This window comes from Luteimonas kalidii (genome assembly GCF_029887935.1).
Lineage (GTDB): Bacteria > Pseudomonadota > Gammaproteobacteria > Xanthomonadales > Xanthomonadaceae > Luteimonas > Luteimonas kalidii.
Map to the genome: position 1 here is coordinate 542,221 of NZ_JARXRO010000020.1, position 24,558 is coordinate 566,778.

23 protein-coding genes and 1 tRNA gene are annotated in these 24,558 nt (G+C 67.1%); 20 read left to right on the top strand and 4 right to left on the bottom strand.

What is annotated here, in order from left to right:
* Positions 1 to 138: 138 nt before the first annotated feature.
* Together QFW81_RS16005 and crp are read right to left on the bottom strand one after the other, a co-directional pair.
* Positions 139 to 612 carry a GNAT family N-acetyltransferase gene (locus tag QFW81_RS16005; RefSeq protein ID WP_280580196.1) on the bottom strand — a complete coding sequence of 158 codons (474 nt, stop codon included), beginning with the start codon at positions 610 to 612 and terminating at the stop codon, positions 139 to 141.
* The gene (crp, locus tag QFW81_RS16010; protein WP_425604073.1) at positions 609 to 1,244 is read right to left on the bottom strand and encodes a cAMP-activated global transcriptional regulator CRP; all 636 of its coding nucleotides are present in this window, start codon (positions 1,242 to 1,244) and stop codon (positions 609 to 611) included. The genes QFW81_RS16005 and crp overlap by 4 nt, the downstream gene beginning before the upstream one ends.
* Before the next feature lie 182 nt (positions 1,245 to 1,426).
* On the opposite strand from crp, the gene speD reads away from it, so the two are divergent.
* The gene (gene speD, locus QFW81_RS16015; protein ID WP_280580200.1) at positions 1,427 to 2,221 is read left to right on the top strand and encodes an adenosylmethionine decarboxylase; all 795 of its coding nucleotides are present in this window, start codon (positions 1,427 to 1,429) and stop codon (positions 2,219 to 2,221) included.
* 228 nt (positions 2,222 to 2,449) lie between these two features.
* Here speD and coq7 read toward each other — a convergent pair whose 3' ends face one another.
* The gene (coq7, locus tag QFW81_RS16020; protein WP_280580202.1) at positions 2,450 to 3,160 is read right to left on the bottom strand and encodes a 2-polyprenyl-3-methyl-6-methoxy-1,4-benzoquinone monooxygenase; all 711 of its coding nucleotides are present in this window, start codon (positions 3,158 to 3,160) and stop codon (positions 2,450 to 2,452) included.
* 203 nt (positions 3,161 to 3,363) lie between these two features.
* On the opposite strand from coq7, the gene rplM reads away from it, so the two are divergent.
* From rplM to maiA, 6 genes are all read left to right on the top strand, one after another.
* A complete protein-coding gene (gene rplM / locus QFW81_RS16025) occupies positions 3,364 to 3,792 on the top strand; it encodes a 50S ribosomal protein L13 (RefSeq protein WP_280580204.1) in 429 nt (142 codons plus the stop codon).
* Positions 3,793 to 3,795: 3 nt separating this feature from the next.
* Positions 3,796 to 4,188 carry a 30S ribosomal protein S9 gene (gene rpsI / locus QFW81_RS16030; RefSeq protein ID WP_280580206.1) on the top strand — a complete coding sequence of 131 codons (393 nt, stop codon included), beginning with the start codon at positions 3,796 to 3,798 and terminating at the stop codon, positions 4,186 to 4,188.
* A 48-nt stretch (positions 4,189 to 4,236) separates the two neighbouring features.
* Positions 4,237 to 4,311, top strand: a tRNA-Gln gene (locus QFW81_RS16035).
* Positions 4,312 to 4,419: 108 nt separating this feature from the next.
* On the top strand, positions 4,420 to 5,160 hold the full coding sequence (locus tag QFW81_RS16040) for a 2OG-Fe dioxygenase family protein (protein ID WP_280580207.1): 741 nt from the start codon (positions 4,420 to 4,422) through the stop codon (positions 5,158 to 5,160).
* A gap of 241 nt (positions 5,161 to 5,401) precedes the next feature.
* On the top strand, positions 5,402 to 6,391 hold the full coding sequence (locus tag QFW81_RS16045; RefSeq protein WP_280580208.1) for a fumarylacetoacetate hydrolase family protein: 990 nt from the start codon (positions 5,402 to 5,404) through the stop codon (positions 6,389 to 6,391).
* A gap of 273 nt (positions 6,392 to 6,664) precedes the next feature.
* Positions 6,665 to 7,330: a maleylacetoacetate isomerase gene (gene maiA / locus QFW81_RS16050; protein ID WP_280580209.1), complete on the top strand. Its 666-nt coding sequence runs from the start codon at positions 6,665 to 6,667 to the stop codon at positions 7,328 to 7,330.
* A 42-nt stretch (positions 7,331 to 7,372) separates the two neighbouring features.
* On the opposite strand, the gene QFW81_RS16055 is transcribed toward maiA, so the two are convergent.
* A complete protein-coding gene (locus tag QFW81_RS16055) occupies positions 7,373 to 8,485 on the bottom strand; it encodes a PilT/PilU family type 4a pilus ATPase (protein WP_280580210.1) in 1,113 nt (370 codons plus the stop codon).
* A 90-nt stretch (positions 8,486 to 8,575) separates the two neighbouring features.
* Between QFW81_RS16055 and QFW81_RS16060 the strand changes: the two genes are divergently transcribed.
* From QFW81_RS16060 to QFW81_RS16120, 13 genes are all read left to right on the top strand, one after another.
* On the top strand, positions 8,576 to 8,962 hold the full coding sequence (locus tag QFW81_RS16060; protein ID WP_280580211.1) for a DUF4398 domain-containing protein: 387 nt from the start codon (positions 8,576 to 8,578) through the stop codon (positions 8,960 to 8,962).
* Positions 8,959 to 9,573, top strand: a complete 615-nt coding sequence (locus QFW81_RS16065) for a hypothetical protein (protein WP_280580212.1) — start codon at positions 8,959 to 8,961, stop codon at positions 9,571 to 9,573. The genes QFW81_RS16060 and QFW81_RS16065 overlap by 4 nt, the downstream gene beginning before the upstream one ends.
* A gap of 393 nt (positions 9,574 to 9,966) precedes the next feature.
* Complete coding sequence (locus QFW81_RS16070) at positions 9,967 to 10,185, top strand: HP1242/YdcH family protein (RefSeq protein ID WP_280580213.1); 219 nt, start codon at positions 9,967 to 9,969, stop codon at positions 10,183 to 10,185.
* 139 nt (positions 10,186 to 10,324) lie between these two features.
* The gene (locus QFW81_RS16075; protein WP_280580214.1) at positions 10,325 to 11,701 is read left to right on the top strand and encodes a pyridoxal-phosphate dependent enzyme; all 1,377 of its coding nucleotides are present in this window, start codon (positions 10,325 to 10,327) and stop codon (positions 11,699 to 11,701) included.
* 63 nt (positions 11,702 to 11,764) lie between these two features.
* Positions 11,765 to 12,958 carry a cystathionine gamma-synthase gene (locus QFW81_RS16080; protein WP_280580215.1) on the top strand — a complete coding sequence of 398 codons (1,194 nt, stop codon included), beginning with the start codon at positions 11,765 to 11,767 and terminating at the stop codon, positions 12,956 to 12,958.
* Positions 12,955 to 13,743 carry an ABC transporter permease gene (locus QFW81_RS16085; RefSeq protein WP_280580216.1) on the top strand — a complete coding sequence of 263 codons (789 nt, stop codon included), beginning with the start codon at positions 12,955 to 12,957 and terminating at the stop codon, positions 13,741 to 13,743. The genes QFW81_RS16080 and QFW81_RS16085 overlap by 4 nt, the downstream gene beginning before the upstream one ends.
* Positions 13,744 to 13,754: 11 nt before the next feature.
* Complete coding sequence (locus QFW81_RS16090; protein ID WP_280580217.1) at positions 13,755 to 14,567, top strand: ABC transporter ATP-binding protein; 813 nt, start codon at positions 13,755 to 13,757, stop codon at positions 14,565 to 14,567.
* A 1-nt stretch (position 14,568) separates the two neighbouring features.
* The gene (locus QFW81_RS16095) at positions 14,569 to 16,794 is read left to right on the top strand and encodes a glycosyltransferase (protein ID WP_280580218.1); all 2,226 of its coding nucleotides are present in this window, start codon (positions 14,569 to 14,571) and stop codon (positions 16,792 to 16,794) included.
* Positions 16,794 to 18,293 carry a hypothetical protein gene (locus QFW81_RS16100; RefSeq protein WP_280580219.1) on the top strand — a complete coding sequence of 500 codons (1,500 nt, stop codon included), beginning with the start codon at positions 16,794 to 16,796 and terminating at the stop codon, positions 18,291 to 18,293. Before QFW81_RS16095 ends, QFW81_RS16100 begins: the two co-directional genes overlap by 1 nt.
* A gap of 128 nt (positions 18,294 to 18,421) precedes the next feature.
* Positions 18,422 to 20,062: a class I SAM-dependent methyltransferase gene (locus QFW81_RS16105; protein ID WP_280580220.1), complete on the top strand. Its 1,641-nt coding sequence runs from the start codon at positions 18,422 to 18,424 to the stop codon at positions 20,060 to 20,062.
* A 26-nt stretch (positions 20,063 to 20,088) separates the two neighbouring features.
* Positions 20,089 to 22,587, top strand: a complete 2,499-nt coding sequence (locus QFW81_RS16110; protein WP_280580221.1) for a glycosyltransferase family 2 protein — start codon at positions 20,089 to 20,091, stop codon at positions 22,585 to 22,587.
* Positions 22,580 to 23,884 (top strand): nucleotide sugar dehydrogenase, encoded by a 1,305-nt coding sequence (locus tag QFW81_RS16115; protein ID WP_280580222.1) that lies wholly within the window; start codon positions 22,580 to 22,582, stop codon positions 23,882 to 23,884. The genes QFW81_RS16110 and QFW81_RS16115 overlap by 8 nt, the downstream gene beginning before the upstream one ends.
* A 10-nt stretch (positions 23,885 to 23,894) precedes the next feature.
* Complete coding sequence (locus QFW81_RS16120) at positions 23,895 to 24,410, top strand: hypothetical protein (protein WP_280580223.1); 516 nt, start codon at positions 23,895 to 23,897, stop codon at positions 24,408 to 24,410.
* Positions 24,411 to 24,558: the final 148 nt, after the last annotated feature.

Below are 24,558 nucleotides of genomic sequence, written 5' to 3' on the forward strand. Positions count from 1 at the left end.
GGGCAGGGCCCGGAACGGCTCCGCGCGTGGCGGATCTTCCGGCAGCCCGGGCGTGCACGGGCAGGCATCCACGTGCCGACATCCACGTGCGGACGGGTCGGCCGGCCGCGCGGTTCTGCGCGACCGCAGCCGGGCCCGCTACGCGTCGCCGAGGCGCTTGATGAAGCGCACGGTGCCGTCGCTGAAGCCGCAGGCCTTGTAGAACGCGTGTGCATCGGTGCGCTGCGAGCCGCTGGACAGCTCCAGGCGCGCGGCGCCGCCGGCGCGCGCGCGACGTTCGGCCTCCTTCAGCAGCTGGCGTCCCAGGCCATGGCCGCGCGCGCCGGAGGTGACCACCAGCGCGGTGATGCGGCAGGTCAGCGTGTCCAGCGGCAGGTAGTACATGAAGTCCAGCGCCACCAGCCCCGACACCGCGCCGCCCACGCGCGCGACCACCAGCGCCTGGCGATCGTTCTCGCCGATGGCCAGGATCCGCCGTCGCGCGTCGTCGCGGTCGCAGGGGTAGCCGAGTTCGCACAGCAGCGCGGCGACATCGTCCGCGTCGACCGGGCTGGCGCTGCGCAGGTCGGCGTCGGGCAGGTTGCCCGGCGGGCCGAAGTGGCCGTGGCTCATCGCGTGCCGTAGAGCACGATGGTCTTGCCGCGGGCGTGCAGCTGGCCGTCCGCCTGCAGCTTCTTCAGCACGCGACCGGCCATCTCGCGCGAGCAGCCCACCAGCCGCGCCAGCTCCTGGCGCGAGACGCGCAGCTGGGTGCCCTGCGGGTGGCTCATCGCCTCGGGTTCGCGGGTCAGGTCGTGCAGGGTGCGGATGATGCGGTCGGTGACGTCGAGGAAGGCCAGTCGCCCGGCCTTGCGGCTGGTGTCGAGCAACCGGCGCGAGAGCTGGACGCCGATCGCGTACATGATCGAGGTGGCGTCGTTGGCGAGGGTGCCGTCGAACAGCTGGTACAGCCGCTCGTAGCTGATCTCGGCCAGCTCGCACTGGGTGCGGGTGCGCAGGATCACCTCGCGGGTGTCGGACTCGATGAACAGCCCCATCTCGCCCACGAACTCGCCGTTGCCGAAGTAGCCCAGCACCAGCTCGCGGCCGTCGTCCTCCTCGGTGATGATGCTCACCGAGCCGCTGATCACGAAATACAGCGTGCCGGCGGGATCTCCCGGTCGGAACACCTCGGTGCGCGGCGGATAGCGTCGCCGGTGGCAGTGGGCCAGGAATCGTTCGATGGTCGCGGGGGCGGGGGCCATCGGATGGGCGGGACGGCGATAGCTGCTGATCAGGGCCACAGGGCTGGGGTTCATGCAGGGGGGAACGGGGGAAGCGCCGAGATTAGGACGTTGGCGCCCGCGGAGCAAACGCCTTGCCCCAACGGTCACGGGCTTTGCCGCATAATTCCGCCCTTCGCCCGCCCGACCGGGGACTGTCCGACGTGGTCAAGCCGCTGCCTCGCCTGAAGCTCCAGGGCTTCAACAACCTCACCAAATCGCTCTCGTTCAACATCTACGACGTCTGCTATGCGGCGTCGGAGGAAGAGCGTCGGCGCTACATCGAGTACATCGACGAGCAGTACGACGCCGACCGGCTGACCCAGATCCTGACCGACGTGGCCGAGATCATCGGCGCCAACATCCTCAACATCGCCCGCCAGGACTACGATCCCCAGGGCGCGTCGGTCACCATCCTCATCTCCGAGGAGCCGGTGATCGACAAGAAGGATGCCGGCAAGGGATTGATCTCGGATGCGGTGGTGGCGCACCTGGACAAGTCACACATCACCGTGCACACCTACCCGGAGACCCATCCGGACAACGGCATCGCGACCTTCCGCGCCGACATCGACGTGTCGACCTGCGGCGTGATCTCGCCGCTGAAGGCGCTGAACTACCTGATCGAGAGCCTCGAGTCGGACATCGTGGTGATGGACTACCGCGTGCGCGGCTTCACCCGCGACATCAAGGGCAAGAAGCACTTCATCGACCACAAGATCAATTCGATCCAGGACTACCTGGCCAAGAACATCAAGTCCCGCTACGAGATGCTCGACGTCAACGTCTACCAGGAAAACATCTTCCACACCAAGATGCACCTGAAGGATTTCGACCTCGACCAGTACCTGTTCGAGGAGAAGGCGCGCAACCTCTCGTTCAAGGAGCGGATGAAGATCGAGGCGCGGCTCAAGCGCGAGATCGAGGAGCTCTACCACGGTCGCAACCTGCTCGACTGACTGACCGTCGTGGATGGCGCGCCCGGTGTGCGCGAACGCCATGAACCCGAGGGCCCCGCGATGCGGGGCCTTTCGCGTCCAGGGCTGGAAGAGCGGAGGGAGGGGCGGCGGCAGGGGGTGCAGTGTCGCGGTGTGCCTGCGGGCCGTTGGACCCCGCCCCCTGGGGGCGACCCCTCCGGCGCCGGTTCTCCATTGACGTGTTTCCCGCCCTGCCGCCGGGCGGCGCCATCACAGCCGGTAGGCCACCGTCTTCATGAGCTTCGAGGCGGTGGCCATCAGGGTCGGGATCGGCTGCGGCAGGATGCGTGCGCCGGCAAGTTCGGCGTTGTCGGCATGGCGGGCCTCGTCGGCCTTCATCTGTCGCAGGATCTCGCGGCTGCGCTGGTCGGCGCCGGGCAGGGTCTGCAGGTGTTCGTCCAGATGGGCCTCGACCTGGCGCTCGGTTTCGACCACGAAGCCGAGATTCCAGCCGTCGCCGCGCAGTCCCGCCAGCACTCCGAGCGCGTAGCTGCCGCCGTACCACAGCGGATTGAAGACGCTGGGCCGGCTGTCGAGCTCGTGCAGGCGGTCGGCGCACCACGCGAGGTGGTCGGTCTCCTCCTGCGCCGCCTCCAGCAGGTGCTCGCGGGTGGCGGGTTCGCGCGCCACCGCCGCCTGGCCGAAGTACAGGCCCTGGGCGCAGACCTCGCCGACGTGGTTGATCCGCATCAGTCCGGCGGCGTGCCGGCGCTCGGCGGGATCCAGATCGGGCAGGGGGGTGTCGCCGGCAGGGTTGGCGCGCTGGGCGACGGGCTGGCCGAGCACGGTCTCGAGCGCGCGCTGCGCTTCGACCAGGAGCCGGTCGAGCCGGTCCAGGTGGCGCGGCGGGCTCCGGTGCGGAGCAGGGGACGGCACGGGCAGCGCGGCGCGGGGCGCCGCGGGGGTGGGGGCGTCTGGCATGGGGGGCTCCGGGCGCGGGGTAGGCCTGCATGGTCGCCCGGCATCGGCCGCGATGCCAGCGGCGATCCCCTCGGCTTGCGCGAGCCCGGGATGCCGGCTAGAATTCCGCTTCTTTTTCCCGCATTCCACAACGCGCGGCGACGTTCCGCGGCCCCTGAGGCCCCGCAACCAGCCCGACCAGGCACCCGCCCGGAGTCCTTTTGATGAAGACCTTTACCGCCAAGTCCGAGACCGTCCAGCGCGACTGGTATCTCGTCGACGCCACCGGCAAGACGCTGGGCCGCCTGAGTTCCGAACTCGCGCGCCGCCTGCGCGGCAAGCACAAGCCGGTCTACACCCCGCACGTCGACACCGGCGATTACCTGATCGTGATCAACGCCGAGAAGATCACCGTGACCGGCAAGAAGCTGAGCGACAAGCTCTACCACCGCTTCACCGGCCACATCGGCAACCTCAAGACCGAAACCCTGGCGCAGGCGCTGGAGCGCCACCCGGAGCGGGTGATCGAGATCGCGGTCAAGGGAATGCTGCCGAAGAACACGCTCGGCCGCGCCATGTACCGCAAGCTCAAGGTGTACAAGGGTGCCGAGCATCCGCACGCCGCCCAGCAGCCCCAGCCCCTGGATATCTAAACGATGGCTATCACCCAGAATTACGGCACCGGCCGTCGCAAGTCCTCCACCGCCCGCGTGTTCCTGCGCAAGGGCAGCGGAAGCATCACCGTCAACGGCCGACCGCTGGACGAGTTCTTCGGCCGCGAGACTGCGCGCATGATCGTGCGCCAGCCGCTGGAACTGACCAAGAACACGGAAAGCTTCGACATCGTCGTGACCGCCACCGGCGGCGGCACCACCGGCCAGGCCGGTGCGATCCGCCTGGGCATCGCCCGCGCGCTGGTCGAGTACGACGAGACGCTGAAGAACGACCTGCGCAGGGCCGGCTTCGTGACCCGCGACGCCCGCGAGGTCGAGCGCAAGAAGGTCGGCCTGCACAAGGCACGCCGCGCCACCCAGTTCTCGAAGCGTTAACCGGCATCGACGCCACCGTCGCCGCGGTGGCGTTACAATCGGTCCCATAGCCCCGTCGCCAAGCGGTAAGGCACCTGACTCTGACTCAGGCATTCGGTGGTTCGAATCCATCCGGGGCTGCCAATCGCGATACGACCAGACCCGCTGCGGCGGGTCTGGTCGTTTCTGCGTGCCTGGAAAGTGGCCTGCCGGTTCTGCCGCAGGCCGGAATGCGGCGATAATCCGCCGATGATGGTCCCGTTCCCCCCGCCCCTGTCCGACCCGAATCGCGCGCTCGACGACGTCCGCGCGCGCGGCTACGCGGTCCTCCTCGCGGAGGCCCTGGGCACGATCGCGCAGGTCGACGCGTCCGACTTCCACGCGCTGGAGGCGAGCTGGGACGACCTGCCGCCCGACGCATACCTGCGTGACGGCGGCCGTTACCGCAGCCGGCGCCATTCGTGCTTCGTGGTCGACGGCGCGGTCGTGCGCCAGGTGCCGCATCGCGCGCATTGGCAGTCGCTGGACTACAACGCCCTGCACGGCGGCATGTTGCGCATGTTCGAACCGGTCGCGCCGCAGACCATTGCCGCGCCGGCCTGGCCAGCGCTGATCAGCGCACTGGCGGGCTGGTGTTCGGCCCTGAAGGGGGCGCAGCCCTGGCATGTCGAAGCGCACCAGTTCCGGATCGACACCGCCGACGGCATCGGCCGGCCCACGCCCGAGGGTGCGCACCGCGACGGCGTGGATTTCGTCGCGGTGATCCTGGTGGAGCGCCACGCCATCAAGGGTGGCGAGACCCGCGTGTTCCAGGCCGAGGGCCCGGACGGCCAGCGCTTCACCCTCTTGCAGCCGTGGTCGCTGCTGTTCCTCGACGATGCCCGGATGATCCACGAGTCAACGCCGATCCAGCCGGAGTCCGACGACGCGCCGGGCCACCGCGACACGCTGGTGCTCACGTTCCGCGCCGGGGCGTTCCAGGGCGACGACTGACGCGGTTGCGGTCACGCATGTGCGGCGGTGTGCAAAGCGGACGGCGCAGCGCACGGCGACCGCAGACGTCGTCGCCGCGTTCGCCGTCGATGGCATGCGTGGCGTTGCCCGCGCGGCATCCGCGTCCGGCCCCGGGTTCGTCCGCGAGCGTATGCGTGCACGCCGGCCGGCCGCGGGACGATTGGTCGCAACGGTTACAATCCCGGCCTGCGGCGCGAGGCGCCGGTGCGATGGAGCCCCGATGAAGCTTGGATCCCTCAAGGAAGGCGGCCGCGACGGTACGCTGGTGGTGGTGTCGCGCGACCTCGCGCGCGCGGTCCGCGCGACCGGCATCGCGCCGACGCTGCAGCGCGCGCTGGAGGACTGGAGCAACATCGCGCCGCGTCTGAATGCGCTCGCGCAGTCGCTCGAGTCGGGCGATGCCGACGGCGTGTTCGACCTTGACCAGAACGCGCTCGCCGCCCCATTGCCGCGCGCGTACGAGTTCGTCGACGGCAGTGCGTACCTGCCGCACGTGGAGCGCGTACGCCGCGCACGCGGCGCCGAAGTGCCCGAAAGCTTCTACACCGATCCACTGATGTACCAGGCCACCAGCGCGGGCTTCTACGGTCCGCGCGATCCGGTGCGCGTGGTGAGCGAGGACCACGGCATCGACCTGGAGGCCGAGATCGTGGTGGTGACCGACGACGTGCCGATGGCGGTGACGCCGGAGCAGGCCGCCGGCCACATCCAGCTCGTCGGCCTGGTCAACGACGTGTCCCTGCGCAACCTGATCCCGGGCGAACTGGCCAAGGGCTTCGGGTTCCTGCAGTCCAAGCCGCGTTCGGCGCTGAGCCCGGTGTTCGTCACCCCCGACGAACTGGGCGAGGCCTGGCGCGACAACAAACTTCACCTGCCGCTGCTCACCCACATCAATGGCGAGTGGTTCGGCGCACCCGAGGCGGGCGTGGACATGCAGTTCGATTTCGCCCAGCTGGTGGCGCACGCGGCCAGGACGCGCCCGCTCTCGGCGGGGACGCTGGTGGGATCGGGCACCATCGCCAACCAGGACACCTCCAAGGGCGCCTCGTGCTTCGCCGAGCGGCGCACGGTCGAGGCGCTGGAGACCGGCAAGCCGGTGACGCCGTTCATGGCGTTCGGCGACCAGGTCCGGATCGAGATGCTCGACCAGGAAGGCCGCAGCATCTTCGGTGCGATCGAGCAGCGGATCGAGCGCCAGGCCGCGCCCTGACGGGCGGAGGGCTGGCGCGACGAGTGGCGGACGCGCCAGCCGGGCGACCGTCACGATGGACTGCGGTCAGGGGGCGGCCTGACCCGCGCCCGCACCACGTTTGTCATCGGATGGAGGGTGCGATGGGGTGGCGGCGCCGACGGGGAATCGCGCGACGCCCAGACATCGCATGCGAACCACGCGCGGCGGGACGCGTGGACACGGTGGCCCGCAGGCGGATCCATGCGGCGGGTGGGTGACTCGGAACGGACAACTGGCCCAGGGGGCGCCGGCGTGAACGAAGAACTGCGGCTGTATTCGTACTGGCGATCGAGCGCGGCCTACCGCGTGCGCATCGGGCTCAACCTCAAGGGGCTGGCCTACGAGACGGTGCCCGTGCACCTGCTGCGCGACGGCGGCGAACAGTTCGCGCCCGACTACATGGCCACCAATCCGCAGAAACTGGTTCCGGTGCTGCAGCACGGCCAGCGGACGTTCCGCCAGTCGCTGGCGATCCTCGAGTACATCGACGAAGTCTGGCCCGCGCCGCCGCTGTTGCCCACCACCTCGCGCGAGCGCCAACGCGTGCGCGCACTGGCGCAACTGGTCGCGGCGGACATCCATCCGCTCAACAACCTGAGGGTGTTGCGCTTCCTGGAACAGGACTGGAACGTGCCGCAACCCGAGCGCGACCTGTGGATCCGGCACTGGATCACCGAGGGGTTCGACGCCTTCGAGACGCTGCTGCGCGACCATCCGGCGACCGACACCTTCTGCGACGGCCACCTGCCGACGATCGCGGACTGCTGCCTGGTGCCGCAGGTCTACAACGCGCGCCGCTTCGGACTGGACATGGCGCGCTGGCCGACGATCGCCGCGATCGAGCAGGCCTGCCTGGAGCTGCCGGCGTTCCGCGACGCAGCGCCCGACCGCCAGCCCGACGCGCCGCAGCAGTCCTGAGCCGGAACGGCGATCCACCCGCCGCCGTGCGGCGGTGCCGGATCAGCTGTGCGAGGAGCCGAACACGTCGGCGTAGGGATCGTGCTCGCCGGTGGCGCCCTCGGACAGGCGGAACTTGAGGTCCAGCCCTTCGCGCGAATCGGCCGCGCGCAGCGCGGTCTCGCGCTCGATCCGGCCTTCCTTGTACAGCCGGTAGAGGCACTGGTCGAAGCTCTCGATGCCTTCCTCGAGCGACTCCTCCATGGCCTGCTTGATCTCGTGCACCTGGCCGCGGCGCAGCAGGTCGCGGATCATCGGGGTGTTGATCAGCACCTCGGTCGCGGGAAGGCGGCGGCCATCCACGCCGACCACCAGGCGCTGCGAGACCACCGCACGCAGGTTCAGCGCCAGGTTCATCAGCACGTTCTTGTGCGCGGCCTCGGGGAAGAAGTTGAGGATGCGCTCGATCGTCTGATCGGCGTTGTTCGAGTGCAGCGTGGCCAGGCACAGGTGGCCGGTCTCGGCGAAGGCGATCGCGGCCTCCATCGTGGTCGCGTCCAGGATCTCGCCGATCAGGATCACGTCCGGCGCCTCGCGCATCGCATTCTTCAGCGCGTTGTGGAAGGCGTGGGTGTCGAGCCCGACTTCGCGCTGGTTGACGATCGACTTCTTGTGCCGGTGCAGGTATTCGATCGGATCCTCGATGGTGAGGATGTGTCCGGACGTGGTGGTGTTGCGGTGATCGATCATCGCCGCCAGCGAGGTCGACTTGCCAGAGCCGGTGGAGCCGACCAGCAGCACCAGACCGCGCGGCGCCATGATGATCTCCTTCAGCACCTCGGGCAGCTGCAGCTCCTCGATGCTGGGGATCGTGCTGCGGATCGCGCGGATCACCATGCCCACTTCGCCGCGCTGCTTGAACACGTTGACGCGGAACCGGCCGGAGTCCTGCAGCGAGATCGCCATGTTGAGTTCCAGGTCGCGTTCGAACTGCGGCACCTGGCCCTCGTCCATCAGCGAGTAGGCGATCTTCTTCACCATGCCGGGGGGCAAGCCGGTGTTGCCGAGCGGATAGAGCTTGCCCTCGACCTTGATGTAGACCGGCGCGCCGGTGGTCAGGAACATGTCCGACGCGTTCTTTTCCGTCATCAGCTTCAGGAAATAGCCGATGTCCATGTACGAATCCCCAATGACCCGCCCGGACCGTTGCGCATCCGGCGAAGGCTGCCGACAATGGCGCGCACCCGGAAACGGTACGGCCCCCCAATGGCGACAAGCTTCGCATACTTCAGGACCACGGCGCAGGCACTGATCTGCGGATGCGTGCTCGCGCTCACGGCTTGCGCATCGACCCCGCCACCAACCGGGGAACTCAACGCCGCCCAGCAGGCGGTGGCACGGGCGTCGGATGCCGATGCCGAGCAGTACGCGCCCCAGAACCTGCAGCGCGCGCGCGGGCTGCTCTCACAGGCGCAGGCGGCGATGGCCGAGAGTCGCGAGGCCGACGCCCGCGACCTGGCGGTGCGCTCGGCCGCGCTTGCCGGCCTCGCCCAGGCGCGCAGCCGCGAGGCCGTGACGGACGCAGAACTGGACCAGCGTCGCGCCGAGATCGCCGACCTGCGCCAGCGCCTGCGGATGGAGGACGCGCCATGACCGGGCGCAACGCAAGCGCGAGCCTGCTGGCAGGCCTTGCCCTGGCCCTGCTGCTGGCGTGGCCGCCGGCGCGGGCCGCGGAGGATCCGGACGTGGCCCGGCTGCAGCAACGCCTGGTCGCGATCGATGCCGACATGGCGTTCGCGGGAATGGCGCCGCTGGAGCGTCTGCAGGCCCGCCAGGCGGTGGATGCGCTGGCCGCCGCGCGCGCGCGGCAGCGTGCCTCCGCGCTGCAGGTGGCCGAGTGGCGGGTCGAAACCGCCGAGATCGCCGCCCGCACCGATGCCGCCCGGCGCGCGATCGACCGCCTGGATCGTGAGCGCACGGATCTGCTGCTCGAAGCCAGCCGCCGCGAGGCGGCGCGGGCCCGCCAGGAGGCCGAGCGCCTGCGCATCCAGACCCAGATCCAGGCCGAGGAAAGTGCCCGCCTGCGAGAGACCGCCGAGGCCGAGTCGATGGCCCGCCAGGAGGCCGAGACCGTGCTGCAGGGCGTGTCTTCGCGCGAGGCCGCGCGCCTGCGCGCGTCCCGCGAACGCGCTGCCGAACTCAAGCGCCAGGAAGAAGAGCTGCTGCGCAGCCTGGAGCCGGACGCAGCCACCCAGCCGCGCTGACCCACCGCGCGGTTTCCGTTTTGAATCAATCGCTTGCTGCCGCATGGGCGGATGCGTGAGGGTGCGCGGCGGACCCTGCGCTGCGGCCGCGACCCACCCGTTTCAGATGTGTGACCCGCGGCGGAACACAGGTGTGCGGGAGGGCCTTGTCGGCCCCGGGTGGGAGGAGTAGGGTCGAAGTCACCGGGCGGTTGCGCTCCGCAACGCCGCCCGGGCCAGAGCCAGACCGACCAGATGACCCAGCCGATCCACCACCAGATCCCCGCCGCCGGCCGCCAGGCCCGCCGCGCCGGGCATGCAGGTGGGCGCGCGGCTGGTCCCCGGTCTGCCCCCAGAGACGACGCCCCGAGCCGCCAGCGGCCGGGGCGTTCGCATGTTCGCAGGAGGATTTCCATGTTCGAAGGCCAACCGCAGGCGGAACTCGACGCGCTGATCAAGGGCAATCCGGAGTTCAAGCAGCTCTACCAGCGCCACAAGGAACTCGACAAGAAGGTGCTGGACGCCGAGCTCGGCGTGCTCCCGATCGACGACACCACCCTGGCCCAGATGAAGCGCGAGAAGCTGGCTGCGAAAGACCGCCTGACCCGGCTCTACGACACGCTCCCCCACTGATCCGCCTTTCTGAAGTCACGGGCGGCGGCGGCCATCCTCGTCGGTCGCCGTCGCCCGTGTGCTGTTCCCGATGCGCCACCGACGGCCTCACGGCCCGATGCGATAATCGCCGCTCCTCCGGCTGCATCCACGAGCGCGCATGACCATCCACGCTTCCGTCCTCGAGCTCATCGCGCAGACCCCGATCGTGCGCGCCCAGCGCCTCGACGCCGGCCCGTGCGAGTTGTACTTCAAGCTCGAAAGCCAGAACCCGGGCGGTTCGATCAAGGACCGCATCGGCCTAAAGATGATCGAGGCCGCCGAGGCGCGTGGCGAGCTCGCGCCCGGTGCCACCCTGGTCGAGGGCACCGCGGGCAACACGGGCATCGGCCTGGCGCTGGTGGCGCAGCAGAAGGGCTACCGGCTGGTGCTGGTGGTACCGGACAAGATGAGCCGGGAGAAGATCTTCAACCTCAAGGCCATGGGCGCCGAGGTGGTGCTGACCCGCTCGGACGTGGCCAAGGGCCACCCCGAGTACTACCAGGACCTGGCCGAGCGCATCGCCCGCGAGACCCCTGGGGCCTACTTCGTCAACCAGTTCGGCAACCCCGACAACCCGGCCGCGCACGAGCATGGCACCGGGCCGGAGATCCTGCGCCAGATGGCGGACGCCGGCGGGCTGGATGCGGTGGTGTTCGGCTGCGGCAGCTCCGGCACCATGACCGGCCTGTCGCGCTGCTTCGCCGAGCATGCGCCGGACGTGGAGCTGGTGCTGGCCGACCCGGTGGGGTCGATCCTGGCCGAGTACATCAACGAGGGCACGCTCAGCGACAAATCGGCGAGCTGGATGGTGGAAGGCATCGGCGAGGACTTCCTGCCTTCGATCTCCGATTTCAGCCGGGTGAAGAAGGCCTACGCGATCAGCGACAAGGAAAGTTTCCTGGCTGCACGCGAACTGCTGCGTACCGAGGGCATCTTCGGCGGCTCGTCCACCGGCACCCTGCTGGCCGCTGCGCTGCGCTACTGCCGCGAGCAGACCACGCCGAAGAAGGTGCTGGTGTTCGTCTGCGACACCGGCAACAAGTACCTGTCCAAGCTCTACAACGACTACTGGATGCTCGACAACGGCTTCCTGGAACGCGAGCAGCACGGCGACCTGCGCGACCTGATCCTGCGGCCCTATTCGCAGCGCGACACGGTGGTGCTGGCCCCGGGCGACCTGCTGGTCACCGCCTACCAGCGCATGAAGCTGTACGAGATCTCGCAGCTGCCGGTGATGGACGGCGACCAGATCGTCGGCATCCTCGACGAGAGCGACGTGCTGCTGCACGTCTACGGCGACGAGGCCAAATTCCGCGATCCGGTCTCGACCGCGATGGTCCGCAAGCTCGACATCCTCGACGTGAAGTCGCCGGTCGAATCGCTGCTGCCGGTGTTCGACCGCGGCCACGTGGCGATCGTGGTCGACGGCCCCCGGTTCCTGGGCCTGATCACCCGGATCGACCTGCTGAACTGGCTGCGACGGCGGGTTCACTGAACGGGCGGCCGGCCCGGCCGCGATGCTAGAATCCCGGCCCCGGATTCCAATGGATTCAGTGACATGACGGACCCCCGCGAGGCGGTCGACACGGCGGCGTGGGGGCTCGGAACCAAGGCGATCCATGCCGGCCAGGCGCACGACCCCTCGACCGGGGCTGTGATGCCGCCGATCTATGCCACCAGCACCTATGCGCAGTCGAGCCCGGGTGTACACCAGGGCTTCGAGTATTCGCGCACCCACAACCCGACCCGCTTCGCCTGGGAGCGGGGCGTGGCCGGCCTCGAGGGCGGCAGCCGGGGCTTCGCGTTCGCCTCCGGCATGGCGGCCACGGCGACGCTGCTCGAACTGCTGGACAGCGGCGACCACGTCGTGGCGATGGACGACCTGTACGGCGGAAGCTTCCGGCTGTTCGAGCGGGTGCGCCGCCGCAGCGCGGGGCTGGATTTCAGCTACGCCGACATGACCGACCTGGCCGCGTTCGAGTCCGCGCTCACGCCGAAGACGAAGCTGGTGTGGATCGAGACCCCCACCAACCCGCTGCTCAAGATCGTCGACATCGCCGCGGTGGCCGACATCGCCCATCGCCACGGGGCGAAGGTGGTGGTCGACAACACCTTCGCCTCGCCGATGCTGCAGCGACCGCTCGAACACGGCGCCGACATCGTGATGCATTCGGCCACCAAGTACATCAACGGCCATTCGGACATGGTCGGAGGCATCGCGGTGGTCGGCGACGACGAGGCGCTCGCGGAGCAGGTGGCATTCCTGCAGAACTCCTGCGGCGCCGTGCAGGGCCCGTTCGACAGCTTCCTCGCGCTGCGGGGGCTCAAGACCCTGCACCTGCGCATGCGCGCGCACTGCGAGAACGCGCAGGCGATCGCCGAATACCTGCAGGCGCACGAGGCGGTGGATGAAGTGATCTATCCCGGCCTGCCGTCGCATCCGCAGCACGCGCTGGCGAAGCGGCAGATGGACGGCTTCGGCGGGATCGTCTCGGTGCGCCTGAAAGGCGGGCTCGAGGCCGCGAAGCGCTTCTGCGAGCGCACCCGCCTGTTCACCCTGGCCGAGTCGTTGGGTGGGGTGGAGAGCCTGGTCAACCACCCGGCGGTGATGACCCACGCGTCGATACCGCCCGAGAACCGCGCGCGCCTGGGCATCGATGACGGGCTGGTGCGGTTGAGTGTGGGGGTGGAGGGGGTCGAAGACCTGCTTTCGGACCTCGCGGTTGCGTTGACGCCGGAGCGAATCGCTTGAGTACGTACCTGTTCCATCTTCGGGAGAGCCTGAAGCTGCCGGGCTTCTGGCTGTATTCCAGTTGGCTCGACATCATCACCCGCTACCGGCGCACCCGACTCGGCCTGCTCTGGATCGTGATCCCGACAGCTGTATTCATCGGGGTGATCGGGGGCGTCTATTCGCGCGTGATGGGCCATGATCCGGCCTTCTATCTCCCGTATCTCGCGATCGGCTATGTCCTGTTCCGCTTCATGACCCAAAGCCTTGCCGAGTCAGGCTCCATCATGCGGTCGCACAAGGCGTTCATCATGGATGGGCGCACGCGTCTGAGCGACTACGTGCTGAGGTCGATCGCCAAGGCGTTCTTCTATTTCGCCTGCTCCGTGCTGGTGATCATCGGGGCGTTGCTGTGGTCGCCGATGTACTCGGTCTGGAACGTGCTGACGCTGTTGCTGACGTTTCCCGTCATCGTCCTCAATGCGATCTGGCTGTCCACCTGCACATCGATGATCGGGGCGCGTTACCCGGATTCCGGCGAGATGATCAACACGGCCATGCGGTTCGGTCTTCTGCTTACGCCCATCCTCTGGGTCGGCGACCGCTTTCCTGCGGGAACATTCGGCTGGTGGGCGGTCCACCTCAATCCCGCGTATCACCTGATCACTTTCGCACGCAACCCGATTCTGGGTGAGGCGATCCCGATGGCGACCGTGTCGTTCATCGTGGGTCTGACGGTCGCAGGCTGGGGCTTGGCGATCGTGCTTTACCGGCGCTACGCGCGTTTCGTGCCTCTGTGGATCTGAACGGAAACGCCATGACAGCCTTTATCCGCGCCGAAGGCGTGACTCTCGACGTGCCGTACTACGAGCAGCCGATGCGCAGGGGCAAGAACTGGGCAGGCACCTTGCTCAGCGCGGCCACCGCGGTTCCGAAGCGGCAGTTCGCGCGCCTGCTGGATGATGTGAGCTTCGAGATCAGGGAAGGCGAGCGCGTCATCCTGCTGGGTCGCAACGGCGCGGGGAAGACCACCCTTCTGCGCGTGCTGACGGGCGCCTTCCAGCCTACCGTCGGCAGCCTCCAGTTGAACGGAAGTCGACAGGCGCTCCTGAATCTCGGTCTGGGCTTCAACCAGGAAGCCACTGTCCACGAGAACATCTTCCTGCGCGCGACCGCCATGGGCATCGACTCGGCGAAGATCCGTGATGTCGTGGAGTCGATCCTCGATTTCGCCGAGCTGGGCAACATCTCCAACCGCAGGCTCCTGACCTTGTCGTCAGGTCAGCGCATGCGGCTGGGATTCGCGATCTCGACCGTGGTGCAACACGACATCATGTTGCTTGACGAATGGTTCGGCGCGGGTGACTTCGGATTCATGAGGAAGGCCAGGGAACGACTCGTCGACCGGGTGCGTGGAAGCAAGATCGTGGTCGTGGCGAGCCACAACATGGAGCTCGCACGCAGGTTGTGTACTTCCGGCATCGTGATGGAAGGCGGAAAGATCGCGTTCTCGGGACCGGTTGCCGATGCGATCCAGTTCTACCGGAAACAGGTCGAGGCAAGCGGAAAGCTCCAGGTGGAGCTGGCGGTCGCCACGGCCCAGGCCATCGCCGCCAGAGCGGAGCAATGACGTGTCGAACTTCCAGAGCCAGGGTCCGTCGATGAGTATCGACCAGCAGGTAGAAGCGCGCGGGCAGGACCAGGCCCAGGCCGTCGAGACCGTGCTGGAACTCGAGCGGCGGCTGGAGGATGCGCTCGCCAGCGAAGACAGGCTCAAGCGCAGGCTTGCCGAAGCACAGCGCAAGGCCAAGTCCCTGGCCTGGGAGAAGGAGCAGATCCTGCGAAGCACCTCCTGGCGCATCACCGGGCCCTTGCGCAAGCTGCGGACGATGCTCGGCGCGTCAGAGCCCGTGGGGCTGACAGAGGGGGCCGCGCCCGCCTTGATGGAGGAGATCCCTGCGATCGCGTGGGGCGCCTGCCTCCCTTCCGACATCCCCGAGGCAATGGTGGTGGCCGGGCCGGAAACCGTCATGCGCAGCAACGACTCCTGCATCATGCTGCGGCCGGAGGCGCTGGTGGAAGACGTCCTGCCCACGGGTTACTTGCAGGCCTGCGCCGGAGCAGGGGCTGCGCCGCTGATCAGTTTCGGTGACGGCACCGCCCCGCGCATCGCCTTCCTCGGAAGTCTCGAACTGGCGCTGGAGCTGGCATTCGACGCCGAAGTCGAGAGGCTGGACGAACATGCATGGATGGAGCAACTCGACAGCAACCGGTTTGCCTTCCTTCTGATCGAGCCCGTCTGGCACGTCGAGAATCGTGGCTGGAGGGATGTATGCAGCAATCCGGAACGCGGGCGCCGCATTCTCGCGCCTCTCGTTGCCGCGTTCCGCGCGCGCGGAATTCCCGCCGTGATCTGGTTCCGGAATCCGCTTCCCGAGATCGGGAACTTCGGATGGATGGTGGAATTGGCGGATCGTGCGTATGCGATCGACGAAGCGTTGGCGCAGGCGTTGGCGCAGCCGCCTGCGGTCAGGGTCGGCGTGTTGGCGCCGGCCATCCAGCCGGCGATCCACAATCCCTTCCGGCGCTGGCCGCAACTGACGGCGCCCGGCTGGAAGGGCAAGGTCCTGTACGACGGCTGGCTGAACCTGTCCGAAGGGCTGGCTGCGGATCCGTTGCTCGGCCACTACAAGGGCGATCGCCTCTTGGTCGGCGACAGTCGCTGGGACTTCGGCGGAGTCCGCCTGACCGACCAGGCGGAGTTCATCGACAACGCCATCGGTTGCCTGAATCTGCCGGGCAAGGCCGCGCTTGCGAAAATGGTCGGCGCGGAACTGTTCAAGCATTCCCCGCTCACTCCGGCGTGGGCGATGCGCACCATGATGATGCGATCCATCGCGTGTGGCGCGGTGGCTGCGACCACGGACGAACCCGAAACGCGTTGGGGCGGACTGCCACTGGCCGGATCAGTCGACGCCGTCACCACCGAGCTGGACGCCCTGCTGGGCGATCCTGTCCGGCTGGCGCGCACGCATCACCTCGCGCTGCGGGCGCTGGCGCGAGAACATTGCCTTTCGGACAGGCTTGACCGGATGGCGACCGACCTCGGGCTGCAGGTGCGTTTCGGCATCGCGCCTGCGACGGTAGCCTGCCTGCTGGTCACGATGCGGCCTGACCTGTTGCGTCGGTGCGTGGAGCGTTTCCGGGCGGATCGGTATCCGCATAAGGAACTCGTCATCGTGCTGCACGGCTGGGACGCGCCCCTGGAAGAAGCCCGCAAGCTCATCCGCGATGGCGAGCGAATTTCGGTCCACCGTCTTGGGCGCGAGCACAGCCTCGGGACATGCCTGAACTTCGCCGCGTCCCAGACCGAGGCCGAGTACTGGGCGAAGATCGACGACGACGACCTGTACGGTCCCGAGTACCTCAGCGACATGATGCTCTGGCGCAAGTTCGCGGATTTCCACGTGGGCGGCAAGACGGCCGCGTTCACCTATTCCCAAGGAAGCGACGAGATCCTGTTCGATCCTGCGCTTGCGCTGGGCCGGTCCTGGCAGCGGCGCGTCGCGGGCCAGGGCGAGAAAGTACACATCGCGGGAGGCACGCTGATCGGGAAGCGGGAAGTCCTCGCCGCAGTCCCTTTCTCGGACGTGCGCCGCAAGGGATCGGATACGAACTTCCTGCGCAGGGCCGACGCCGCGGGGTACGACCTGCACGGCTTCGATTTCTTCAACTTCGCACTGTTCCGGAGCAGCCAGCAGGGCTTCCATACCTGGAACGTGGACCATGAGCAGTTGCGTAACCGGACGACGATCGCGGGTCGCGGCGAAGACGTTCCGGGCGTGGTGTTCATCTGATGGCCTCGCGCGGATTGACATCGTGGTTGAGGAGGCTGGGCAACGTCCCGCAACAGGGCCGCCGCGGCTCGGGCCTCGGTATGCCGGTCCCGGGCGACATACCGCAGGGGCTGCTCTACGCGCGCGGGTTCCTGCTCACCGCCGACCGGGTCGAGCCGCCTGTCGCGGTCGCCGGCTGGCAGGTGGTCCAGATGCCCGGGTACAGTCTGCGGGTCGACGCACGGGTGCCGGTGCAGCACGCGGAACATGCCGGCAGGTCGGCATGGCTTGTGGGCGATGCCTTCGAGCCCGAAGCCGGGATCTACCAGGACGCGGCCCGTTATCTGCTCCAGGGCGATCTGCTCGAGCGCCTGGACGGGATGGCCGGCCGTTTCGCGCTGTTCGTCCTCGAGCCCGGCCGTCGACTCGAGGTGTACCACGATGCCATGGGCTCGCGGAGCATCTTCTACAGCGACAGCGACAGCGACAGCGGCGCTGTCGTGGCGTCCCACGCCGGCCTGGTGGCCGATATCCTTGGTACCGGACTTCGCGAGTGGATCATTCCGTTCATCACGTCGCGCGGATATTTCAGGCGCGACGTGAAGTATCTTCCCGGCCTTGACTCGCCGTTCGAGGGAGTCAGGCAACTGACGCCCAATACCAGGCTCGTGCTCCCGACCAAGGCAGTCGAGCGCTACTGGCCCAGGGAACCCAGGATCGAATCGGACTACGAGAGCGCGGTCGCGGCACTCGTGCAGCATGTGAGTGGCTTGGGCGCGTATCTACGCCAGCACGACGAGCATGCGATCGTGGGCGTGAGCGCCGGTCGCGACAGTCGCTGCGCACTGGCCGGCGTTGTGCCCCTCTCGCCCTCGCTGTTCACGTTCGTGCGCAGCCCGGGCGGGGAGTCGGAAGACTCCGCCGACAGCCGCATCGCGCGCCGTCTCGCGGAAGCCTGCGGGCTGGGGCTGGAGATCGTGAAGATTTCCACGCCTCCGCATCTGGATATTGCAAAGACCGGCTTTGCGAAGGCTTTCAGGCGAAATACCGGATATGTGCGGGGCAACACGTCCGGATGGGTGGAGCATTTCTGGCAGCAGGAACAGCGGCCTGCGGTCTTCGTGCGCGGCTTCGGCGGGGAGGTCATGCGAGGCTTCTATCGCGCCATCTCCTCGGCGAGCCCGCAGCACTTGGCCAACACGTACGACGTCAATTCGGGAACCGACTACACCATCCACGCATTCCGGACATTCTGCCAGGTTGCCTCATGGGACCCCGAGCTGCTGATGGGTCGCAGGCTCGACGACATGTTGTACTGGGAGCACCGGATGGGTGTCTGGGGCAGCAGCGCCTTCTCGGAATCGGACATGGCATTCCGCGGCTTGCCGGCATTCAACAGTCGTAACCTGTTCCAGAAGTTCATGGCGCTTCCACCGGACCAGCGAAACTCGACGAAGATCTTCGACGCGGCCACCACGCGGCTGTGTCCGTCTTTTGACGGGATTCCGTACTCGAGCTGAGAGGGGTCGATGTCAGGCCTTCGTCGGGCGAGTCTTTCGCAGATCCCGAAGTCGATCGGACTCGCCGGCCTTGGCGACAGGTCCAGTGGCATTTCCGGCGAACGCATTGACATTGAAAAGGTATCGAGATGAACATTGGAAGAGGACAGGTGCGAAGGGCGTTCAAGACCGTTGTACTCGCGGGACTGGGGCTTGCCGGTACCTCGATCCTCGCCTGGGGGGTGCTGACGGCCGATGTCCGGCTGATGGCGATCGGGCTGTTCGCCTGGGTACTCGCGGGCGTGTTCGTTGCGTGGATCGTGCGCGGCATCGGCCTGTTGATGCTCGAACGGCAGGCCGGAGCGGCAGCGGAATCGGGGCGCCAGCACGCAGAAATCAGGCTGCGGTTGCGTAGTGCATCCGACGCCAGGGGAAGGCTGAAGGCCGCGCTCTCGAGCGTGCGGATGGAGCTGCGTGCAACCCGTGACGAACTTGCCGCAACACGCGCGGGCTTGTCCGGCGCATTGCAGGCGCTGGAAACCTCGACGGCGACAGCACACAAGGACGTCATGCATCTCGTCCTTCGGACATTCCGTTCCCTCGACGCGGGCCTTGCGTCCGCACAGCAGCAGGATGCGGCAGAGTTCGAACGCATCGGGGCCCTGCTCGATGCGAGTGTTGGCGTGTTGGAGAACGCTGCCCGGGATGCCGCGGCGCAGCAACAGGATGGGCTGCAGTTGCTCCTGGAGTCGTTGCGTTCCGTGGATGTGAAGCTGGACGCACAGGAAGCTGCCGTCGCGAGCCAATATCGCGCGCTGTCGGAGGGCCAGAACGAAACGGGCTCTGCGCTGCGGGAGATCAGGTCCGACGCATCTTCCCTCAGACAGGAACTGGTCACACGTTCGGAGCGTCTCGAATCAGGTTTTTCACGCAGGTTCGACGATGCCGGTGCGCTGCTCGAACCCTTGGGCCGCCTGCCGGCCGAACTGCAGGGAATGCGCAAGGACAGCGAGAAGCAGGCGACCCTTGTGCAGGGATTCGTCCAGGGAAAGAACATCGAGGCGCTCGTCGCATCTTCGCTGAAGGCCGTATCCGCCAGCACGGGCGCGATGGGCCTGGCACGGCGCCTGTTCGATCATGTGAAGCCCGACGTCGTCGTGGACATCGCCGCGATGCAGACGCTCAGGGAGCGTGCTCCTGCCGTCCGCATCAGCCCGCCGATGACCCGCTTCTCGATGGAGCCCGCCGCGATCCTCGCGGTCGTGGAGGGTGTGACCGCAAGAAGGCCGGGCCTGATCGTGGAACTCGGCAGTGGGGCGTCGACGGTCTGGATCGCGGGCGCACTCGCCGCGTTGGGCAGTGGGCGCCTGGTGTCGATCGAACACGATCCGGCATATCTCCGGCAGACCAGAGGGTGGCTGTCGGACAACGACCTGCTGGACTGGGTCGATCTCCGCCTTGCCGAGATCAAGCCGTGCCAGCTCAGCGGGGGCGAAACAGCCAATTGGTATGATCTTGCGCAGCTCGAAGGGCTCGACGACGTCGAGATGCTACTGGTCGATGGTCCACCGCAGAGTACGGGCCCGATGGCGAGGCTCCCCGCATTTGTTCAGTTGCGGCCCGCACTGCGGACCGGCGCGACGATCTTCGTCGATGACGCGACCCGTGGCGACGAACTGGAGATCATCGAGGCCTGGCGTGGCCTCGATGAGAAATTGTCGAAGCCGAAGGTATGCGCGGGACGCATGGTGGCGATGCGCTTTGGCGCAGACGATGCGGGTGCATCGTAGTGACGATGAGAAGAGCGGTCACTGATATGGACGATCTGCGGGCCGAGGTGGCAGGCAGCGGTGAGCAAAGGCCGCCTGGTCGCGCCGGTTCCAGGAGCATCATCTCCGAATACTTGGCGATGTGGGCGTCCCGGTCGCACCTGCACCGGGCCGTACTCAGGACCGGGAGCACCCATGCCAGAGAGCTTCTGGCGGCGTTGGTGACCCGGCACGACCGTGACTGGCCGACATTGCGGGCTGAGGTACTTGCCGCGAACGACGCCACGGCCCCGGCGGCCGTATCCGCATTGCTTTCAGGGCCCAATGCGGCCCACGTGCTGACGCTTGCGCGCGTGGTCGCACTGCAGAACCGGCTCGAGGGTGATCGGGAGTTCGGCCACGCACTGTATCGCCTGTTCGCGGCGCGGAAGGGACTGGAGGCCTTGAAGGACCGGCACGCGAAGTTGGCGGCGGACCTGGCCGTCCGGCTTGGCGACCACGAGTTCGCGCGGCGAATCGTGGACCGTGGGCTGTTGTCGGGGCTCGACCGTGCCGCGATCCGGGCGGACATCGAACATCCGGCCTTACGGGGGGGGCAGGCTTCGGCCGATTGGCTCGAAGCCTTGAACTACCAGTTCGTGGCGGATGGCGTCGCGCCGATCGAGTTGCTGCCGGAGGAGGGCGAACGGTCCCTCTTCGACCGCCTGGCGGCCGCGCCGCGGCCGCAGGTCCCCGACGGGCCGCTGGTCAGCGTCGTCGTAACGACCTGGTGCCCGGGCCCCGAGTTCATCAGCGCGTTCCGGAGCGTGACGGCCCAGACATGGCGCAATCTGGAGATCCTGGTCATCGACGACTGTTCGCCTGACGAGTACCAGGAGTTCATCCAGTCGGTGGTCTCGGAAGACTCGCGGGCGCGGCTGATCCGGATGCCGCGCAACGGCGGTACCTATGTCGCGCGCAACCGCGGACTTAGGGAGGCGAAAGGGGACCTTTTCACGGTCCATGACAGTGACGACTGGGCGCATCCGGAGCGTATCCAGAGACAGGTCGACCGGATGCAGGCGAATCCGCATCTGATCTCCAGCAGCAGTCGGGCCTTGCGCCTGGACGACGACCTGGTGTTCTCACTGCCAGGAGTGTCGGCTTCGCGCGAGAACGCTTCGTCGCTCACTTTCTGGCGGGAAAGGGCCATCGAGGCGATCGGCTTCTACGATGCATCCAGGAAGGGGGCGGACACCGAGTATGCCGTCCGCCTCACGCGCCATTTCGGAGAGCGACGGCATGCCCTGCTGAAAGAGCATCTTGCCTGCATCAGGCTGCGTGTGGGTTCGCTGTCGCGTGAGGAATTCAAACCGGGTTGGCGTCATCCCGCGCGCGCAGCTTACCGCCGCGGCTACCTCTGGTGGCATGACGCAGCGTCGTGGCGGAGTGGCGTCCTGCGCAACAACGGTTCGGTGCGGGCGCGGTGTTTTCCCGAACCGATCGGCTTCATGCCGGAACGCGAATCGGAACGAGCGCAAGCGCGCAGGCAGTGGGATGTGGTCTACCTGATGGATGCGCGCGCGGACGCGCCGCTTCCCGAAGGTGCCGTCGAGGAGATGCTGGAGCTGGCCGACGCGGGCGCGAAAGTCGCCTTGATGCACATCGAATCGTTGCTTTATCCGTTCGTGAAGGAGTTCGAGGGTTTTTCCGACGAGGTGCAGGGACTGATCGCACGGGGGCGGCTCGGCGAGGTACTGCCGACCGATGCCGTCAGGATTGCGACCCTGGTGGTCCGTGACCCGTCCTGTCTCCAATTCACGGATGACGAACCCTCGGCGTTCACCGCCGAACGGGTTCTGCTCGTTCCAGACCGAATGCCGCGCGGGTTGCCGCGCCCCTTTGATTGTGCGGACGTCGAGGCCAACATCGCGCGCAAGTTGGGCGTTTCGACCTCTTGGCTTCTTCCGCCCGGCGAGAACAGTGCCGACTGGCCCGGCATCGCTGCCGAACCCCGGCGCTGGGGCGCGAAGGTGTTCGGGAGATCCCGGTACGCCGCGCCTCGGCCGCGGGCGGTCAAGTTCGGGCGCGGCCTCACCGTCGCCTGCCTGGCAGATGGAACGACGCCCGATCAGCGCGACACCTGGGCCGAACTGGCAGGTGCGGTACGGACGCGCGTCTGGCTCGCGGCGGAACCCGACGATGGGCCTGCGTCCGGAAACCTGGATCGCGTGCTGCGCGCGCGTGACGTCGATTCCGTGGAACTCGCCCTTACCGATGTCGTACTGCTGCAGTGCAGTCCCCAGCTTCCCGGCGCGAGGCAGATTGCGCAGGCTGCGATCGCCTCGGGATGCATCGTGCTAGGGGCAGAATCCCTTTGGGGCGAGGAGTTCGCCCACTCCGGCTTACTGGCGCCGGTAGCAGGCTTCGGGACATGGTTGAGCGCGTTTCTTGCAAATCCGCCGGCGCTCGCGGATCACCGCAGGTTCGCCCGGAAATGGCTGCACGCAACCGGCGGACGCCGCGCCTTGATCGAACAACTCACTGGAAAGCACCTGGATGAATGAGAACAACGGGACGGGAACTCCCTTGGCGGGAGAGGTACGCATGGCGATCGTGGGCCTCGGTTATGTGGGACTACCGCTGGCGGTCGCATTCGGGCGCACCATGCCCGTCGTGGGGTACGACATCAGTGCGGATCGTGTCGAGTCGCTGCGCAGGGGAGAGGACGCCACGCTGGAAGTCTCTGTGGACGAACTGGCCGCTGCGGAAAGCCTCACCTATTCGTCAACCCTGGAAGACATCCGCGAATGCAACGTCTTCATCGTGACCGTGCCCACGCCGATCGATGCGGCGCGCAGGCCGGACTTCGACCCGCTACTCAAGTCCAGCCAGGCCATCGGTTCCATCCTCAAGCGCGGCGACGTGGTCATCTACGAGTCCACGGTGTATCCCGGCGTGACCGAGGAAGTCTGCGTGCCGGTGCTGGAGCATGCCTCGGGCCTGCGTTTCAATGCCGACTTCTTCTGCGGCTACAGCCCTGAGCGGATCAATCCCGGGGACAAGGAACGCACCGTCACCAAGATCATGAAGGTGACTTCTGGCTCTACACCCGAAGTGGCCGACTTCGTCGACGGACTCTATCGGAAGGTCATCACGGCGGGCACCCACAAGGCCAGTTCCATCCGCGTGGCCGAGGCTGCGAAGGTGATCGAGAACACGCAGCGCGACATCAACATCGCGCTGATGAACGAACTGTCGCGCATCTTCAACCGGATCGGCATCGACACGCACGAAGTGCTGGCCGCCGCGGGAACCAAGTGGAACTTCATGAAGTTCACACCCGGCCTGGTGGGCGGGCACTGCATTGGCGTGGATCCCTATTATCTCGCGCACAAGGCCGCGATGCTGGGGTACAACCCGGAACTGATCCTGGCGGCCCGGCGCATCAACGACGAGATGGGACCCTACGTCGCGGATCGCGTCCTGCGAACCATGGCGAAGGCAGGCTTGAACATCGTCGGCTCGCGGATCCTTGTGCTTGGCCTGGCGTTCAAGGAGAACTGTCCCGACGTCCGCAACACGAAGGTTGTCGATGTCCTGAAGGAACTTGCCGATACGAACGCCAGGCTGGAGGTCTACGACCCCTGGGTCGACGCCGCGGATGCGCGGCGTGAGTACGGCATCGAGCTGGTCGACGCCGTCGCGCCCGGAGCCTACGACGCGGTGATTCTGGCGGTCGCGCATCACCAGTTCGTGGGTCCGCAGGCATCTGTCGACGTCGAATCACTGCTGAAGCCGGGCGGAATCGTCTTTGACGTAAAAGGCGTTCTGCCTCAGCTTCCCCATGTTTCACGACTCTGAGGTCATTCCCATGAAGAAACACATTCTCGCGACTCCCCTGCTCGTCATGCTCGGTGCCTGCGGCATCGACAAGCCCCCGCCGGCGGCACCCGACACTCAGCCAGTCGAAGCGGAAACCGTTTCTCCGGAGTCACCAGCCCGAGTCTCGGCAGAGGCCCTGCCTGAAAAGGATCCCGCCGCGCTTCGCCTGGAAAGGTTCGCAGAGCAGCTCGTCGCTGACGGCAAGGGTCACTTTCGTTTCAACCGGATCCGTGATGCCAAGGGAGGAGGCAAGGAGCGCCAGGTTTTCGTGGAGGTCGTAGGCCTCACCGATGAACAGGCAGCGGACGCTGCGGCACAGGTACTGCTCGGCTTGGGATACGAGCAGGGGCGGCGGTGGAGCGACGAGAATGGCGTCAGGATCCGCTTTGCCGACGTGGGGGACATCCCTGTCAGCGTCCTTGTCCGATCTCGTGAAGCGCACTCAGGCCTGAATCACGACGATTCCACCGCTTCTGTCTATCTGACTCGACCCGTTGGTGGATGACAGGGTGGCAAGCTCGAATGTCTCGCAGCAAATAATCGGCAAGAGAGTGATCTGTGGCGGGCGGCGTCGATTGCGCAAGCGCGAGGGCGGCCACGGAACCTATACGGAAAGTGCAGTGGGCTTTCGCGGACGCGCTCGGTTGTATGTG